15 protein-coding genes are annotated in these 16,417 nt (G+C 63.7%); 6 read left to right on the plus strand and 9 right to left on the minus strand.

Annotation, left to right across the window (positions count from 1 at the left end; genetic code table 11):
- Positions 1-6: 6 nt before the first annotated feature.
- Genes Q6D67_RS10745 through purM form a run of 3 tightly spaced genes read right to left on the minus strand, consistent with a single transcriptional unit; the run spans position 7 to position 2,424 of the window.
- A complete protein-coding gene (locus Q6D67_RS10745; RefSeq protein ID WP_304705611.1) occupies positions 7-723 on the minus strand; it encodes a DUF3108 domain-containing protein in 717 nt (238 codons plus the stop codon).
- Positions 686-1,387 (minus strand): phosphoribosylglycinamide formyltransferase, encoded by a 702-nt coding sequence (purN, locus tag Q6D67_RS10750; RefSeq protein ID WP_304705612.1) that lies wholly within the window; start codon positions 1,385-1,387, stop codon positions 686-688. Before purN ends, Q6D67_RS10745 begins: the two co-directional genes overlap by 38 nt.
- Positions 1,387-2,424, minus strand: a complete 1,038-nt coding sequence (purM, locus tag Q6D67_RS10755; protein ID WP_304705613.1) for a phosphoribosylformylglycinamidine cyclo-ligase — start codon at positions 2,422-2,424, stop codon at positions 1,387-1,389. The genes purN and purM overlap by 1 nt, the downstream gene beginning before the upstream one ends.
- Before the next feature lie 166 nt (positions 2,425-2,590).
- Here purM and Q6D67_RS10760 point away from each other — a divergent pair, with 166 nt between their 5' ends.
- The 4 genes from Q6D67_RS10760 (at position 2,591) to Q6D67_RS10775 (ending at position 6,607) form a co-directional block, all read left to right on the plus strand.
- A complete protein-coding gene (locus tag Q6D67_RS10760) occupies positions 2,591-3,652 on the plus strand; it encodes a DUF2066 domain-containing protein (protein ID WP_304705614.1) in 1,062 nt (353 codons plus the stop codon).
- Entirely contained in the window at positions 3,640-4,728 is a 1,089-nt protein-coding gene (locus tag Q6D67_RS10765; RefSeq protein ID WP_304705615.1) for an AI-2E family transporter, read from the plus strand. Before Q6D67_RS10760 ends, Q6D67_RS10765 begins: the two co-directional genes overlap by 13 nt.
- Positions 4,729-4,732: 4 nt before the next feature.
- Positions 4,733-5,434, plus strand: coding sequence for a DnaA regulatory inactivator Hda (hda, locus tag Q6D67_RS10770; RefSeq protein ID WP_304705616.1), 702 nt, complete (start codon positions 4,733-4,735; stop codon positions 5,432-5,434).
- Positions 5,435-5,578: 144 nt separating this feature from the next.
- Positions 5,579-6,607, plus strand: coding sequence for an OmpA family protein (locus Q6D67_RS10775; protein WP_304705617.1), 1,029 nt, complete (start codon positions 5,579-5,581; stop codon positions 6,605-6,607).
- Between the two features lie 26 nt (positions 6,608-6,633).
- On the opposite strand, the gene Q6D67_RS10780 is transcribed toward Q6D67_RS10775, so the two are convergent.
- From Q6D67_RS10780 to Q6D67_RS10790, 3 genes are read right to left on the minus strand one after another with little or no spacing between them, the layout of a single operon-like run.
- Complete coding sequence (locus Q6D67_RS10780) at positions 6,634-7,404, minus strand: amidohydrolase (protein ID WP_304705618.1); 771 nt, start codon at positions 7,402-7,404, stop codon at positions 6,634-6,636.
- Entirely contained in the window at positions 7,392-8,534 is a 1,143-nt protein-coding gene (locus Q6D67_RS10785; RefSeq protein ID WP_304705619.1) for a methionine aminotransferase, read from the minus strand. Before Q6D67_RS10785 ends, Q6D67_RS10780 begins: the two co-directional genes overlap by 13 nt.
- 55 nt (positions 8,535-8,589) lie before the next feature.
- Entirely contained in the window at positions 8,590-9,066 is a 477-nt protein-coding gene (locus Q6D67_RS10790; protein WP_304705620.1) for an Lrp/AsnC family transcriptional regulator, read from the minus strand.
- Positions 9,067-9,189: 123 nt separating this feature from the next.
- Between Q6D67_RS10790 and Q6D67_RS10795 the strand changes: the two genes are divergently transcribed.
- Positions 9,190-12,690, plus strand: coding sequence for an indolepyruvate ferredoxin oxidoreductase family protein (locus Q6D67_RS10795; protein WP_304705621.1), 3,501 nt, complete (start codon positions 9,190-9,192; stop codon positions 12,688-12,690).
- A gap of 36 nt (positions 12,691-12,726) precedes the next feature.
- Positions 12,727-13,800, plus strand: a complete 1,074-nt coding sequence (locus Q6D67_RS10800) for a Glu/Leu/Phe/Val dehydrogenase (protein WP_304705622.1) — start codon at positions 12,727-12,729, stop codon at positions 13,798-13,800.
- 11 nt (positions 13,801-13,811) lie between these two features.
- On the opposite strand, the gene Q6D67_RS10805 is transcribed toward Q6D67_RS10800, so the two are convergent.
- The 3 genes from Q6D67_RS10805 to Q6D67_RS10815 all read right to left on the minus strand — a co-directional run bounded on the left by Q6D67_RS10805 (position 13,812) and on the right by Q6D67_RS10815 (position 16,338).
- Entirely contained in the window at positions 13,812-14,726 is a 915-nt protein-coding gene (locus Q6D67_RS10805) for a sensor domain-containing diguanylate cyclase (protein ID WP_304705623.1), read from the minus strand.
- A gap of 123 nt (positions 14,727-14,849) precedes the next feature.
- A complete protein-coding gene (locus tag Q6D67_RS10810; RefSeq protein ID WP_304705624.1) occupies positions 14,850-15,635 on the minus strand; it encodes a queuosine precursor transporter in 786 nt (261 codons plus the stop codon).
- A 1-nt stretch (position 15,636) separates the two neighbouring features.
- Positions 15,637-16,338 (minus strand): SDR family oxidoreductase, encoded by a 702-nt coding sequence (locus Q6D67_RS10815; protein ID WP_304705625.1) that lies wholly within the window; start codon positions 16,336-16,338, stop codon positions 15,637-15,639.
- Between the last annotated feature and the right edge of the window lie 79 nt (positions 16,339-16,417).

Consider the following 16,417-nt stretch of genomic DNA (forward strand, 5'->3'; position numbering starts at 1 on the left):
CCGGCGTTAATGGCGTGCGCTTGAAGCGACCACCTGGGTGCCGCCGATGCGGGCATCCGAGAGCAACACCTCAACCGGCTTGTCGTCCTCGATGTGGACAGTCTTGACCATCAGGTAATCCCATTCGGGAGCAAACCAGATGTCGGATTCGCGGTCCGGGTCGTCGTGCAGGCGCTCGAAATGCAGTGCATTTACCGGTCCCAGCGGTGTTTCCAGGATTTCGTCGCTGACATACACCAGCTCGTAATTCTTGACCCGCTTGCCGTCGGCGATGCGCACGCTGATGTTCTGGCGCGGATCGTCCCTGCTCATCAGGTGCAGCCGCAGCTGTTCCTGCTGGCTCATGCGGTCGAGAGTGCCCTCTGTGTAGGGCAGCTCGTACCATTCTTCCTTGTACAGGCTGCGCACCGTATCCGCTCCCGGGGTGAAGTGGACCTCGCGGCGGCGATTGATCAGCCCGGTGCCCTGGTAGATGTAGGAACGGGGTTGGACCTGGGCATCTTCCACTGCAAACACGGCGACCTCGTGGAAACCCACCACCAGCAACGTGCCGCCATTGGTCAGCGTGTAACCGCCCTCGCCGTCGGTCTTCAGTTCGCGCTCAAGGGTCACGGTCATGCCGCGCGCGGTGGTGGTGTACTCGGCTTTATAGGGCTGCAGGGTCGGCGCACATGGTGCGGTTTCTTCAGCAAGGACGCTGCTGGTTGCTGCGGTCAGCAGCATCGTGGCGTACAGCATCCTGCGGCCGATACGGGACGCCACTCGGGGGAATCTTTTGTCCATCGAGAAATGCTCCTTGTTGGTTCAACGTCAGACGTCCCTGCAGGTACCAGAGTGCCGCCAGCGGGTAGATTTCATGTTCCAGGGCAACGACCCGCCGGGCGAGGCTGTCGGCTGTGTCACCGGGTAGAATAGGTACCCTGGCCTGCAGTACCGGGGGGCCACCATCCAGTTCCGGGGTAACGAAGTGGACGGTGCTGCCGGCCTCGCTGTCGCCGGCATCCAGTGCCCGCTGGTGTGTATGTAACCCGGGGTAGTTGGGCAACAATGAGGGATGAATGTTCAACAATCTACCGGCAAAAGGTGTGATAAATACCGGGGTCAGGATCCGCATGAAGCCGGCGAGCATGACCAGGTCCGGTTGCGCCTGCTGCAGGCGCCGCACCAGGGCGGCGTCAAAAGCCTCCCTGTCGGGGTAGTCGCCGTGGGCGATACAGGCGGTCGCAATACCCGCCCGGCGGGCATTGTCGAGGCCCTCCGCATCGGCACGGTTGCTGAGCACCAGGCAGACCTGGGCCGGTAGCTCACCGCGCTCGCAGGCCTGCAGCAAGGTACCCATGTTGGAGCCGCGCCCGGAGATCAGGATCGCTATCCGGCTCACCGACATCAGGCCAGCTCCACTCCGTGCTCGCCGGCGGTAACGTGGCCCAGGCGCCAGGCCAGCAGGCCGCTGTCGGCGAGGGCCTGCAGCGCGGGCGCTGCCGTTTCCTCCGCCACACACAGGACCATGCCTACGCCGCAGTTGAAGGTGCGATACATCTCGGGCGTGGCGACATTGCCCTGGGCCTGCAGCCACTGGAAGATCTCCGGCCACTGCCAGCTGCCGGTATCGACGACCGCGCGGCATCCTGCCGGCAATACCCGAGGCAGGTTCTCGGGCAGCCCGCCGCCGGTGATATGGCTCAGGGCCTTCACTTCCAGTTGCTGAAACAGCGCCAGCAACGGTTTCACGTAGATGATGGTCGGGGTGAGCAGGGTCTGCCCCAGCGTGCTGTCGGCAAAGGGTTGCTGCAGATCGGCACCGCTGACCTCGATGATCTTGCGAATCAGGGAGTAGCCGTTGGAATGGGGGCCGCTGCTGCCGATGGCGAGCAGGCAATCGCCCGGGGCGACCTTGCTGCCGTCAATGATCCCGGACTTTTCCACCACGCCCACGCAAAACCCCGCCAGGTCGTAATCCTCGCCCGCGTACATGCCCGGCATCTCCGCGGTCTCGCCGCCGACCAGGGCGCAGCCCGCCAGCTCGCAGCCGCGGCCAATGCCGCTGATCACCGCAGCTGCGGTGTCCACATCCAGGGCACCGGTCGCATAGTAATCGAGGAAGAACAGCGGCTCGGCGCCGGCGACAACCAGGTCGTTGACGCACATCGCGACCAGGTCGATACCGATGCTGTCGTGGATGCCCATGTCCATTGCCAGACGCAGCTTGGTTCCCACGCCGTCGGTACCGGATACCAATACCGGTTGCCGGTAGCCCGCCGGCAGCTCGCACAGGGCCCCGAACCCGCCCAGACCGCCCAGAACCTCGGGCCGGGTGGTGCGCCGGGAAACCTGCTTGATACGGTCCACCAGCGCGTTGCCGGCGTCAATGTTCACGCCTGCGTCCTTGTAGCTTAGGGGGGTGCCCCCGTCTTGTGTGCTCATGGTTGTCCGGGTCCGGGTCAGGTGCAGGCGGCTGCAGTTTCAGGGGGGCGTAGTCTAGCCCTAAACGCTGCCTGATTCACGCCGACGGCATTTTTCACGATGTAGTTCTACCGCCCCAGGCGCTGCCTGCTACAATGCCCGCTCAATTTCTGCTCAGGAGGCGGCTTTGACAAGGACCCTGTGGGCTCTGGTGTGTCTGGCGCTGCTATTGGCGCGGGGCGCGGTAGGCGCCGAGTTGGTGCGCGACCTGTACGTCGCCGACGTTCCGGTCGCCGATCGCAGTAGCGGCGAGCTGGCACGGGCGTCTGCGGAGGGCCTGGCCCAGGTACTGGTCAAGGTATCCGGCAGCGTTGAGGTGCTCGCGCTGGCACCCGTCGAGCAGGCACTGCGCGGGGCCCGCAGTCGGGTTCGGCAGTATTCCTATATCCGGATTGACACAGTGGCAGGGGGCACCGGGTCCGCCCCGGGCCTGGCCGCCCGGGTGGAGTTTGATCCCGCCCAGGTGCGGGAGTTGCTGACCACCGCCGGCGCACCGATCTGGACGGCCACCAGGCCCGTGGTCCTGGTCTGGCTGGTTGCCGAGGATGAGACTGGCCGCAGATTCGTCGGCCCCGGCAGCGATCCGGAGCTGGTGGCGGGCCTGGTCGATGGCTTCCGGCGCCGCGGTGTGCCGCTGCGCTTTCCCCTGTTCGATCTGGCCGATACCGCGGCGCTGGACCCGGACGAGGCCTGGAGCCTGCCCGCCACGCTGCTGCTGGCAGCCTCGGAGCGCTACCGCGCCACAGAAGTGCTGGCGGGGCGCATCGCGGTACTGAGTTCCGGCGAGATTGCCGGTGACTGGGTGTACCTGTCGGGCACCGGCCGTCAGGACCGCAGCGTGGTCCGCTCCAGCGCCCCTGAATTCCTCCGCGAGGGTGTGGTGATGGTCGCTGAAGACATGGCGTCGCGCTATGCGCTGGCGGCCTCCGGCATGGACGGCAGCGCGCTGGCAATGACCGTTTCCGGCATTGCCAGCTACGCCGATTACGCCGCGGTCCTGTCCTGGCTGGAAAGCCTGGAACCGATTTCCCGCGCCCACGTCAGCGCCGTTACCGGCGACTCGCTCAGCCTGGTGCTGACAGCGGAAGCCGACGCGGCGCAGCTTGCCGGGATCATCGAACTCAACCCGCGCCTGCGACCGGGCAGCGGATCGACCACTGGCGGCCTGAGCTACCGATGGCAGAACTAGACCCCTCCGGCTCCAGCCCTGTGCCGATGCAGCGCTGGCCCATGGCCCTGGCAGGCCTGGCGCTTGTCGCGGGGGCTTTTTACCTGCTCCACCCGATCTTGCTGCCCTTTGTGCTGGGCGCCCTGATCGCCTACCTGGGTGATCCGCTGGTCGATCGCCTGGAGCGCCGCGGTCTCGGTCGTACCCTGGGGGTAGTCGTCGTATTCGTGTTCTTTACCGCGCTGATGGTGCTGGCCACGTTGGTGGCCATCCCCCTGATCGTGCAGCAGCTGGATGCGCTTCTGCAGAAAATACCACAGTTCTATCAATGGGTTACCGAGGTTCTGGTGCCCTGGTTGCGAAGCCGCCTGAGCGTTCCCGCGGCCCACCTGCCGGAGATTGACTGGTCGGGGCAGCTGGCGGAGCACTGGCAGTCCCTGGGCAAGGTTACCGCCACCACGGTCAAGAATATCACCGGCTCCGGCGCCGGCTTCCTGCTGGGACTGTTCAACCTGGCACTGGTGCCGGTCGTGGCCTTTTACCTGATGCGCGACTGGGACATCCTGATTGGAAAGTCCCTGAATATGGTACCGGTCGCGTGGCACAACCGCGTGACCACCATGGTGCGCGAAGCCGATGAAGTGCTCAGCGCCTTCCTGCGCGGCCAGTTTCTGGTGATGTGTTCACTGGGCCTGATCTACAGTGCCGGCCTGTGGCTGGTGGGGATACAGTTTGCGCTCGTGCTGGGGGTGATTGCAGGGCTCGCGAGTATCGTGCCCTATCTCGGCTTTGTGGTTGGCATTGTGATTTCCTGCGCGGTTGCCTACGCCCAGTACCAGGAATGGACAATGCTGCTTTGGGTAGCGCTGGTGTTTGGAATAGGGCAGGTCCTGGAAAGCGTGCTCCTCACCCCGGTGCTGGTGGGGGATCGTATCGGCCTGCACCCGGTGGCAGTGATTTTTGCGCTCATGGCCGGAGGCCAGCTGGCGGGGTTTGTGGGGGTGCTGCTGGCTCTGCCGGTATCGGCGGTGATCATGGTGTTTGTGCGCCACGCCGTCGCCCACTACCGGGCCAGCCATTTATACGGCGGGGAGTAGCCGGGTGACAGCAGGCCCCGCCCGGCAGCTCGCCCTGAACATGCAGCTGCGCGATGATGCCACCCTGGCCAGTTTCCTGCCTGCGCCAGCGCTGGAGCCGTTGCTGGCTGCGGTGCGGGCGCAGGCGGCTCCGGCGGGCGAGCTGCTGCTGTTTCTCCACGGTAGCGCCGGGAGCGGCAGGTCCCACCTGCTGCAGGCGGCCTGCCATTTGCTGCCCGCGGCGAGTTGCTATCTGCCTTTGGCGGAGCTGGCAACGTTGCCGGGAGAGCAGTTGTTGCAGGGCCTGGAAAGCAGGCAACTGGTCTGCCTTGACGACATCGATGCCGTGGTTGGCGTTGAGGCCTGGGAGCTGGCCCTGTTTCATTTCTGTAACCGGGCCCGGGCGGCCGGGTGTCGGTTGCTGCTGAGTGCCAGCGCCAGCCCGCGACAATTGCCGGTGGTACTGCCGGACCTGCAGTCCCGCCTTGGCTGGGGGCCGGTGTTTCAGCTGCCAACCCCTGATGATGAGCGCAAACAGGCAATACTGCGGTATCGGGCCCGCTGCCGGGGTCTGGACATGCCGGCGGAGGTAAGCCGCTTCCTGGTCAGCCGGGCGCCGCGGAGCCTGGCGGACCTGATGGCGCTGCTGGAAACCCTCGATTCAAGGTCCCTGGCCGAGCAGCGTGCGCTCACAGTACCCTTCGTAAAGCTCGTGCTGGGGTTTTGAGCGCCGCCCCGAAGTCATCCGCAAGGCTAAAAACACCGTAATTAATGCGCTACCATGACACTGGATATGCGGGCAAACCACTGTATCCTTGCCGATATTAGGGGCCTGATGCGCCTAGCCAGTTCAAACACAGGAGTTATTGCAATGAAACAACGGATTCTCGCAGGCGTTGCTGCCGCTGCCGCAGCGGCGTCGCTGATCTCAACGCCCGCCTCTTCCGAGGTGCCCCTGACGATCAACGCAGGTATCGCGCACTGGTATTTCGACGGCGATCGTCGCCTCGAGGACACCGATACACCCTGGTTGGGCCTTGAATATGCCTTCACCGACAACTGGGCCGCGGAAATCCTGTACGCGGAAGACGACTCACGGTACAGCGACGGCACCCGGACGGATGTCGCCACCTGGCAGTTGGGCATGCTCTACTACGGCGGCAGTTACATCGGCGAAACCATGCGTGTGAGGCCCTACCTGGCCTTTGGCATGGGTGAGATCGACATCGACGCCGGCGCCTTTGATACTGTGGAAACCACGGCCAATGCCGGTGCCGGTATGCGCTGGATGCTGACCCCGCGTTTTGGCGCCCGTCTGGAAGCCCGGATGCTGCATAGCCTGGACGAGAACGAGAATGACTTCCTGTTCAGCGCCGGCCTGAATTACTACTTCGGAGACGTGTCTGCACCCGTAGTGGCCGCAGCAGAACCGGCCGCGCCGGTGGATTCAGACGGTGACGGCGTCACCGATGACCGCGACAAGTGCCCCGGCACCGCGCCCGGTACCCGCGTTGATGCCGACGGCTGTCCGCTGCCGGTAGCCCAGGTAGCCTCGATCAAGCTGAAGGTCAACTTCGACTTCGATTCCACTGTGGTCAAGGAGCATTACTTCGCTGACATCGGCGAGCTGGCGACTTTCCTCAAGCGTTTCGATGATCTGCAGGTAGACGTTGAAGGGCATACCGACAGCGTTGGTCCGGAGAACTACAACCAGCAGCTGTCCCAGCGTCGTGCCCAGGCAGTGATTGATCTGCTGGTCAACCAGCATGGCATTGCGGCGAATCGTCTGGAAGCGGTCGGCTACGGCGAAGCCCGCCCGGTCGCCTCTAACGACACTGACGCCGGCCGCGCCGAAAACCGCCGCGTAATGGCAACTCTGGAAGTGGAATACAAGGAGTAATCCTTGCTGGATCGGGCGACCTCTGGCTAGCGTAGCTGGAAGTCGTCCGCGTCCAGGTGGCAAGGGAACCGTTCGCGATAGGCCACCAGATCGGCACCGCTCAGCACCACGCTGCCGGTGCCGTTTTTGTTTTCCAGGTCTGCCAGCATTTGACCCTCCGCGTCCAGGGCCATGCTGTCACCTGAATAGTCCAACCCCTTGGCGTCCTGCCCGATTCGATTCACACCTGCAACGCAAGCCAGATTCTCGATCGCCCTCGCCGGCAGCAGTGCCCGCCAGTGCAGCCGCCGTGCTGCTGGCCAGTTGGCCACGAACAGCATCAGGTCGTAGTCCTGCCGATTGCGGCTGAACACCGGAAAGCGCAGGTCATAGCAAACCTGCAGATTGATGCGCCAGCCACGCCAGGCCACGATGACCCGCTCCTGCCCCGCGGCGTAGCGTTTCTGCTCCCCGGCCATGCGAAACAGATGCCGCTTGTCGTAGTGGCTCACGCCTTCCGGGGTAGCGAACAGCATCCGGTTGTAGACCGCGTCGCCGACCCGCACCGCGATGCTGCCGGTGACGGCACAATCTCGCTGCCGGGCCTGGTCCAGCAGCCATTGCTCGGTGGCGCCGCCAGGCTCCTCGGCGTTGCCGAGGGCGTTCATGGAAAACCCGGTGGTGAACATTTCCGGCAGCACCACAAGGTCGCTGCGCCCAGTAATTTCCGCCATCCGGGCTGCAAGGTGCTGGCGGTTGTCGGCGGGGGCCTCCCAGGCGAGCTCGCACTGCACCAGGCTTACGGTCAAATCTTGCATAAACGCTCCGCTGCGCGCAGCAGCTGCTCGTCCTGCTTGGCAAAGCAGAACCGCAGCAGCCGCTGCGGGGGTGGTTGTTGATAGAACACCGAGACCGGTATCGAGGCGACGCCTGGCTCCCGGGTCCACTGCTCACACAGTAGCGTATCGGCGCTGGCGCTGACGGCGCTGTAGTCCAGCAGCTGAAAGTAGCTGCCGGCGCTGGGCTGGAACGTGAAACGGGAGTCCGCCAGCGCCGCGCAGAACAGATCGCGCTTGTGCTGGTAGCTTGCCGCCAGGCCCAGAGGGTAGTCGGGCTCGCGCGTCATGAAGTCAGCCAGCGCCTGCTGCACCGGCGTCACTGCCACAAAGCAGACGAACTGATGCACCTTGCGCAGTTCCGCGGTGAGCGCCGGCGGGGCTACGCAGTAGCCCGTTTTCCAGCCAGTGACGCCGAAGGTCTTGCCAAAGGAGAAAACCGCGAAGCAGCGCGAGCGCAGGGCTTCGAACTGCAGGGCGCTGTGATGCTGACGGCCGTCGTAGACCAGATACTCGTAGACCTCATCGCTCACTACGAACAGGCCGTGACGGGTGACCAGGCTCTCCAGTTGCAGCAGGTCCTCCCGGCTCATGACGGCACCGGTGGGGTTGTGCGGGGAATTGATCACCAGCAGGCGGGTTCTGGCACTGATGGCCTGCTCAATCCGCTCCCAGTCCGGGGCAAAGGCGGGCGTGTGCAGGGGGACGTGAACGGGAACCCCTCCGGCCAGGGTTACCGCGGGTCGGTAGCTGTCATAACAGGGGTCCAGCAGAATCACCTCGTCCCCGGGGCGCACGCAGGCGGTAATCGCGCAGTAGATAGCCTCCGTGGCGCCCGGGACTACGGTGACCTCGGTGTCCGGATCGCAACGCACCCCCCGATGTCGGGCGAGCTGGCCGGCAATCGCCTCTCGCAGCGCTGGCAGCCCCGCCATTGGCGCGTACTGGTTGTGTCCCTCCAGGGCGTGGTGGGCAAGTGCCGTGCGCAGGGCAAGCGGCGCCGGAAAGTCCGGAAAGCCCTGGGACAGGTTCAGCGCCTGCTGTTCCGCAGCGAGAGCTGACATACGGGTGAATATGGTGGTACCGACATCCGGTAACTTGCTTTGCAGCATGGCGTTTGCGTCCTGGTACCCTGCCTCCTCAATATCGACACATTCTGAGGTTATCTTACAGTTGTGTGTCCAGCGGCAATTCGGTGCTGTTCTTGATTTCAGTGACCGCCATATGTGAATGCAGTTCACGGATCGCCGGGCTGGCAGTCAGCGTGTTGCGCACAAAATCCTCATAGTGGCGAATGTCCCGGGTCACGATCTTGAGCATGTAATCCCAGATGCCGGTCATTGTATAGCACTCCATCACCTCCGGATGGCGCACGATTTCCTGTTCAAAGCTCATCAGGTTCTGGCGCCCGGTGGAGGTGAGGTTGATGGTCGCGAAAACCACCACCTCCATACCCAGGCGGGTCCGATCGAGGAGGGCAACCCGACGCTGAATCAGCCCCTCTTCCTCCATGCGGTTGATGCGGCGCCAGCAGGGTGACTGGGACAGGTTGATACGTTCGGCGATAGTGGCGGTGCTGATGGTGGCGTCCCGCTGCAGCATTTTCAGAATCTCTACGTCTTGTTTGCCAACAATATTGGACATTAAACCCTCCTGCCTCTGTTTGGGCGCATATATTATGCGCATTAGAGCGGAAAACGCCGGCAAATCAAATAACTCTTCCTATACTTTTACGCGACAATTCCGCTTCTCGGAGGAGCTGCAACTATGGGTACAGATAACAGCAAGGCCATCCGCAAGGTGTCCCTGGACGACAAGTACGCCCTGGATACGGCCCGCGCCTACATGACGGGTATCGAGGCACTGGTGCGCCTGCCGATGCTGCAGCACCAGCGCGACCAGCGCGCCGGGCTCAACACAGCCGCCTTCATTTCCGGCTATCGCGGTTCGCCTCTGGGCGGGGTCGACCAGGCCCTGTGGAAGGCCAAACCCTGGCTGGCGCAACACAACGTGCATTTCCAGCCCGGTCTGAACGAGGACCTGGCGGCGACCGCAGTCTGGGGCAGCCAGCAGACCAACCTCTTCGGCGGCGCCAAATACGACGGCGTCTTCGGCATGTGGTACGGCAAGGGCCCCGGTGTCGACCGCAGCATGGATGTGTTCAAGCACGCCAACGCCTTCGGCACCTCCCGCTATGGCGGCGTGCTGGCGGTCGCGGGCGATGACCATGCCTGCAAGTCATCCACCCTGCCGCACCAGTCCGAGCATATGTTCATCGGTGCATCGGTGCCGGTGCTGAGCCCCTGCAACGTACAGGAAGTGTTGGACCTGGGTATTTTCGGCTGGGAATTGTCGCGCTACAGCGGTTGCTGGGTCGCGCTGAAGGCTATCACCGAAAACATGGATTCCGCGATTTCCGCGGATATCGACCCCAACCGCATCGAGATTGTGATCCCGGAGGAATTCCAGCTGCCGCCTGACGGGGTGCACGCACGCTGGCCGGACAAGCCGCTGGAGCAGGAGCTGAGGCTCAACAAATACAAGATCTATGCAGCCCGGGAGTTCGCCCGGGTCAACGGCCTCAATCGTATCGTGGTGGATTGCCCCAATCCGCGTTTTGGCATTATCACCACCGGCAAGGCCTACCTGGACGTGATGCAGGCGCTGGAGGACATGGGCATCGACGATGCCGTGGCCGCGGAGATTGGCCTGCGCGTCTACAAGGTGGGCATGCCCTGGCCGCTGGAGCCGCGCACCACCCACGACTTTGCCGAGGGGCTGGAGGAGATTCTGGTGGTGGAGGAGAAGCGCTCCATCATCGAGGACCAGCTTACCGGCCAGCTCTACAACTACCCGGTGGCAGCGCGCCCGCGCGTGTTTGGCGAGTTCGACGAGGAGGGTCGTGACCTGTTGCCCAATCTCGCCGAGCTGACCCCGGCCATGGTGGCGCTGGCGATTGCCAGCCGGATCCGGCGCTTTTACCAGTCCGAAACCATGGACCGCCGCGTTCGCTGGATCGAGCAGAAGGAAGCTTCCCTGGCACAGCCGCGCGACATTATTGAGCGGGTGCCGCATTTCTGCTCTGGCTGCCCGCACAACACCTCCACCAAGGTGCCTGAAGGCAGCCACGCCTTTGGCGGGATCGGCTGCCATTACATGGCCACCTGGATGCCGGATCGCGACACCCACACCTTCACCCAGATGGGCGGGGAGGGTGCGACCTGGATTGGCCAGGCGCCATTTACCACCACCAAACATGTGTTCCAGAACCTGGGTGACGGCACCTACTTCCACTCGGGGCTGCTGGCGATTCGCGCGGCGGTCGCCTCCGGGGTGAGTATCACCTACAAGATCCTGTACAACGATGCGGTCGCCATGACCGGTGGCCAGCCGCTTGACGGCACCCTTACAGTCAGCGACCTGATCAAGCAGGTAGCCGCGGAGCGCGTCCACCGTATCGCCCTGGTCAGTGACCATCCGGAGGCCTGGCGCGGCCAGTTCCACGGCGTCACCGGCTACAGTCTGCATCACCGCGACGAGCTGGACGCCCTGCAGCGCGAGCTGCGCGAATACGACGGTACTTCGGTAATCGTCTATGTTCAGACCTGTGCCGCGGAGAAGCGGCGCCGACGCAAGAAAGGCAGCCTGGAAGACCCGGCCAAGCGCCTGTTCATCAATGACGCGGTCTGCGAAGGCTGCGGCGACTGCAGCATCAAGTCCAATTGCCTCTCGGTGATCCCCAAGGAGACCGAGCTGGGGCGCAAGCGCCAGATCGACCAGAGCTCCTGCAACAAGGATTACAGCTGCGCCAAAGGTTTTTGCCCCAGCTTCGTGTCCGTGATCGGCGGCACGTTGCGCAAGCCGGATGGCGCCGCCGGCAATGTCGATACCCTGTTCGACCCGCTGCCGGAGCCTGTGCTGCCCAGTCTGGACAAGCCCTGGAACACGGTGGTGACCGGCGTCGGTGGCACCGGCGTGCTGACGATTACCGCCCTGGTGGCAATGGCCGCGCACATTGAAGGCAAGGGCTGCGCGACCATGAACCAGACCGGTCTGGCGCAGAAATTCGGCGCGGTGGTGAGCCATGTGCGGGTCAGTGCCAGCCAGGATGACATCAAGGCCGTGCGTATTCCCGCCGGCGAGGCCGACCTGCTGCTGGGCTGCGATCTGGTGGTGACCTCCACCTACGAGGCTCTCGGCAAGGTCGCCCAGGGCCGGACCCACGCCGTGGTCAATGACGCGGAAGTGCCCACCTCGGCGTTTATCCTTGATCCGGATGCACGCTTCCCCACCGCGGCGATGAAGGCCAAGGTCAGCGATGAGGCGGGCGAATCCGCAACCTTCTTTATCGATTCCACCCGCATAGCAACCCAGTTGCTGGGTGACTCCATCGGCTCCAATCTGTTCCTGCTTGGCTATGCCTGGCAGCAGGGCCTGGTGCCGGTATCGGCGACGGCGCTGGCTGAGGCCATCGAACTCAATGGCGTGGCGGTCGGGTTCAACAAAGAGGCGTTTCTCTGGGGACGCCGCTGCGCCCACCAGCCGGAGCGGGTGCTGGCACTGGTCGAAGAGGTGGCGCCGCAAGTCCCGGTGCGCCTGCAGAGCTTCGAGGATATTGTCAAAGACCGCAGCGCCCGGCTGACGGACTACCAGAACGCGGACTACGCCGACCAGTACCGCCGGCAGGTCGAGCGCGTACGTGCTGCCGATCCGCGTGCGGTAGAGGCGGACAGTATCAGCGTCGCGGTCGCCCGCAACCTGTTCAAGCTGATGGCAATCAAGGATGAGTACGAGGTCGCCCGTCTCTACAGTGACGGCGAGTTCCTGCGCAAGCTGGATCGGCAGTTCGAAGGCGACTACGAGCTGCGCTTCCATCTGGCCCCACCCCTGTTCAGCAAGCGCGATCCCAATACCGGCCACCTGATCAAGCAGGAATTCGGCCCCTGGATGCTGCGCGCGTTCGGCGTGCTGGCTCGACTGCGTTTCCTGCGTGGCAGCGCCCTGGATATTTTTGGGCGCACCGCGGAACGGCGCCAGGAACGGGCTGACCTTAAGGAGTACCTGGCGCTGCTTGAGCAACTGCCGCCCGCGCTGAACGACGACAACTACGTTGCCGCCCTGGAGCTGGCGCGGCTGCCCGCGAAACTGCGCGGCTTCGGCCACGTCAAGGACCGCAACCGCGAGCTGTTGGCGTTGCGCCGGGAGGAGTTGCTGCGTGAGCTCCACGGCGCGGCGGCGACCCCGGTCACGATTGTCAACGCGGCCTGAACCACCCCTGCCAATAACGATCCAGAGGATATTTCCATGAGCGTTTTTTCTGCCCCCGCATTCGATCAGCACGAGCTGGTCACATTTGGCGCCGACAAAGGGACCGGCCTGCGGGCGATTATCGCGGTGCACGATACAACGCTGGGGCCCGCTGTCGGCGGTTGTCGCATGTTCCCCTATGCCAGTGAAGAGGAGGCGCTGCACGATGTACTGCGTCTGTCCCGGGGCATGACCTACAAGTCCGCCCTCGCGGGCTTGCCGCTGGGTGGCGGCAAGTCAGTGATCATCGGCGACTCGCGCCGCGACAAGACACCGGCGCTGATGCGGGCCATGGGCGAATTCATTCATTCCCAGGGCGGGCGCTACGTGGCGGCGGAGGATTCCGGCACCGCGGTGGCCGATATCCGGCTGATGGCGGAGCGCACGCCCCATGTCAGCGGCATGAACGACAACGAGTTCGGCGGCGATCCGTCGCCCAGCACCGCCTATGGCGTCTTTCTCGGTATTCGTACCGCGGTGCGTCACCGGCTCGGTGCGGACAGCTGCGCGGGCCTGCGGGTTGCGATTCAGGGGCTGGGGCACGTGGGCTATTACCTGGCGCGCCATTTGCGCAACGACGGTGCCACGGTTTATGGCGCGGATCTCAACGAGGCCAACCTGCGGCGTGCGGTTGACGAGCTGGGTGTGATGCCGGTCGCGGCAGGTGAGATCCTGACGCTGGAAGTGGATATCCTCTCACCCTGCGCGATGGGGGCGGTGCTGGACGGGCGCAGCATCGCCGCATTGCGCGCCGGTATCGTTGCCGGCGCCGCCAACAATCAGCTGGCGACCGCCGATGACAGCGCCCGCCTGCAGGATCACGGCATCCTCTATTGTCCGGATTTCCTGATCAACGCCGGTGGCATCATCGATGTGCACCACCAGCGAATCGGTTCAGCGGATGAGGTCAAGCGCAGCCATGTCGAGCGCATAGAGCAGACCCTGGCCGAGGTCCTGCTGCGGGCAGACAGCACCCAACGGCCCACCCATGAGATTGCCGAAGATCTCGCCCGGGAATGCCTTCGGCCCGCATCCGGATTGAACGTGGCTGCCCTGCGCGTCGCGGGCTGATGATTGGCGCGCTACAGGTAGGCAACCACCCTGTTGCGCCCCAGCCCCTTGGCCTGGTAGAGCGCCTCGTCAGCGCGCTGCAGCAGGGCCTCCACCTCTAGGTCATTGCTCCGGCAGGTACTGATACCGGCGCTGATGGACAGGGTGCAGGGCGTTCCCGCAGATGCGGTGAGATCGAGCTGCTCAATGCGGTCGCGCAGTCTTTCCGCGAGAGGGATGGCCTCGCTGCCGCAAGTGTGCGGCAGGACGATGACGAATTCTTCTCCGCCGAAGCGACAGAGCATGTCATGTTCGCGCAGCCCGGCAGCACAGTGTTCGGCTACGCAGCGCAGTACCTGATCACCAATGAGGTGGCCGAAACGGTCGTTGAAGGTTTTGAAGTGATCCACATCCAGGAGGATCAGTGAGAACGGGTGCTTGTAGCGGTGAAATTCCGACAGCTGGCCACGGAGAAGTTCCATAAGCTTGTGCCGGTTGTAGGTGCCGGTCAGTTGATCGAGTTCTGCCTGTTTTTCAAGCTTCAGGCGCAGCCGACGGCTCTCGGTGATATTGCGGGCGACCCAGATTACCGTCCGTTCGCCGTCGAGCAGAGTTGCTAGGGGCCGAATGCTGCCCTCAAACCAGAGCTCCTCCCTTGGTCCTGGCTCGCCTTCGAGTCCCTTGACCTCACTGTCGCCGAGGCTGTAGAGGATGATACGGGGGCGCTGATCCTGCAGCGCCTGGCGAATTTCGTCCAGAAACCAGTCGGCCTTGTTCGCGGGCATGACATCGTGCAACGTCAAATCCAGCAACAGGGCTCCGCTGTGGTAGTAGCGGGTGTCGGTCCCCCCGATTGTCATCGCATAGCGGCCGGATTCGGTCAGCACAAATACCCGGTCGGGCAGGGCCGTGAGGATCTCAAGCAGCAGTTCATTACTGTATTTCAAGGCGGGATTCCCGGCTGACAGCGGCCTCCAATAGCCCGATGGCCGGGGCGACTACAAGCGATTCCTCAAGCTGAAAGGATAGCCCTATCTCCCTGCGGCATCCAGTACCGGCTGCCGTGGGACTCAAGCCGCGGCGGAGTCGGTGTTGCCTCCCGGCACGGCGTAATCCTCGGGGCCGAGCTGCAGATAGCGGCGCAGGTAGTGCACCAACAGGTAGAAGGGACCGGTATCGAGCAGGGCTACTGTCGCCTTGAACAGGTAATTGCTGCCGATCAGCACCAGCAGTCCCTGGAAGGCGATGTCGCCGCGGAGGAATGCGGCACCGAAGGTTACGGTGATGACCATCACCGAGTCGACCATCTGGCTCATCAAGGTGCTGAAATTGTTGCGCACCCACAGGTACTTGCCCCGGGTGACCCGTTTCCAGAAATGGAACAGCTGGACATCGCAGTACTGGGCCGCGATGTAGGCCAGCATGGAGGCAAACACAGCGCCCGAGGTGGTGGCATAGATCAGCTGGTAGAGCCCGATGCTGTCGCGCACGATCTCGCCACTGGGCAGCATGACCGGCTCTGCCAGCTGCAGGATCTGCCACGGTGGCATTGCGCCGGGACCGACTGAAGGCAGCGCGTCACCGAGAAACAGCACGAACAGGATGAAGAAATTCAGACCCAGGCCGACGCTGACCAGGAAGTTGGCTCGGGCCCGGCCGTAGAGTTCGCAGACCAGGTCAGTGCAGAGAAACGTCAGGGGGTAGGGGAGCACGCCGACTGCCAGCGCCATCGGGCCGACCTGGATGAACCGGGTAATCCCGATCACGTTCAGCAGGGTCATGGCACAGAGGAAGGTGCCGGCAAGAACCAGGAATACCCGCTCCCGGCGCTCCCAGACCACCTGCAGGGAGGCCAATTCAGGCTTCCTTCTGGCCCAGGTTGGCGTGCAGTACCGCGCCGTTGATTACCGGATTGGCGTGCGCCCAGACAATCAGCTCGGCAATTTCGCGTGGCTCGATCAGGCGCCCGAAGGCATTCATGCCGCCGATCGCCGCCACCACATCCGGGTTGTTGCCGATGTGTGTGCGCAGCATTTCCGTATCGGTGAAGCCCGGGCAGATCAGGGCGGTGTGGATGCCGCTGCCCATGAGATCCTGGCAGCTGGCGCGCATCATGCCGAGCTGCGCGTGTTTGCTGATCACGTAGCTGAAGGAGCCCGCCACCGCCTTTTCCGACAGAGTGGAGCCGATATACAGCAGGCTGGATCCTCTGGGCAGCGCAGGTAACAGCGCCTGGTTGAGGCTGTTGACCGCAACCACGTTTGTTTCCAGCACCTGCCGCAGGTCGTCGCTGTCGCAGTTGATCACCGCGTCCTTGCGCATCTGGCTGGCGTTGTGCAGCAGGCAGACGCTGCTGCTGTCGGCGATCACCGGTGCCAGTTCGCGGCAGGCCGCGGCAATGGAGTCGGCCATTGTCAGGTCGCAGGCGATGTTGTGTACGCCCTGGTCCGGGCAGGGGCGGCGCGACAGATTGTAGACACGATACCCCATGTCCAGAAAGCGTTGCGCGGTGGCGCGGCCGATGCCGACGCTGGCGCCGGTGATAATTGCGGTGTGCATGGAACCCCCATTGTCTTGCTGCAGCAGAGTGACGGTAGCGCCGAACCGGTTTGGCTCCAGGTTCTACGCGCCTGATGCT

The sequence above is a fragment of the Haliea sp. E1-2-M8 genome (genome assembly GCF_030649675.1).
In the GTDB taxonomy this organism is placed as follows: Bacteria; Pseudomonadota; Gammaproteobacteria; order Pseudomonadales; family Halieaceae; genus Haliea.